The following is a 510-nucleotide window of genomic DNA, read 5'->3' on the forward strand; positions in this document are numbered from 1 at the left end:
CGTGGAGGGGGCAAACGCCCAGGGTTTCGCCGTGGCGGAGATCGTGACCGAGGTCGGCTCCGGCCTGAACGGCAAGCGCCGCAACCTGCACCGCGTCCTCGCCGACCCGGGTGTGGCCGTGATCGTGGTCGAGCGCAGGGATCGGCTGGCCCGGTTCGGTGTGGAGCACCTGCAAGCCGCGCTCGCTGCGACCGGGCGTCGCCTGGTGGTCCTGGACCCGGAAGAGTCCACGGACGACCTGGTCAGGGACATGGCCGACGTGCTGATGTCGATGTGCGCCGGGCTGTACGGGCAGCGGGCAGGCAAGTACCGCGCCGCACCGGCATCACCGCCGAGTACGGCACCGTCGTGGTCGAAGACCTCAACGTGGCCGGCATGCTCCGCAACCGACGCCTGGCCCGCAAGATCGCCGACGCCGGATTCGGAGAGATCCGCCGGCAGATCGTCTATAAGACCTCCTGGGCCGGCGGCACCCACGTGGTCGCTGACCGCTGGTACCCGTCCTCCAAA

1 pseudogene is annotated in these 510 nt (G+C 69.8%); it reads left to right on the forward strand.

Features of this window, described 5'->3' with window-relative positions:
- Positions 1–316: pseudogene (locus tag ACNAW0_RS30625) on the forward strand (IS607 family transposase); the annotation flags it as partial.
- Positions 317–510 lie beyond the last annotated feature (194 nt).

Origin of the sequence: Micromonospora sp. SL1-18 (assembly GCF_047921505.1) — a bacterium.
GTDB lineage: Bacteria > Actinomycetota > Actinomycetes > Mycobacteriales > Micromonosporaceae > Micromonospora.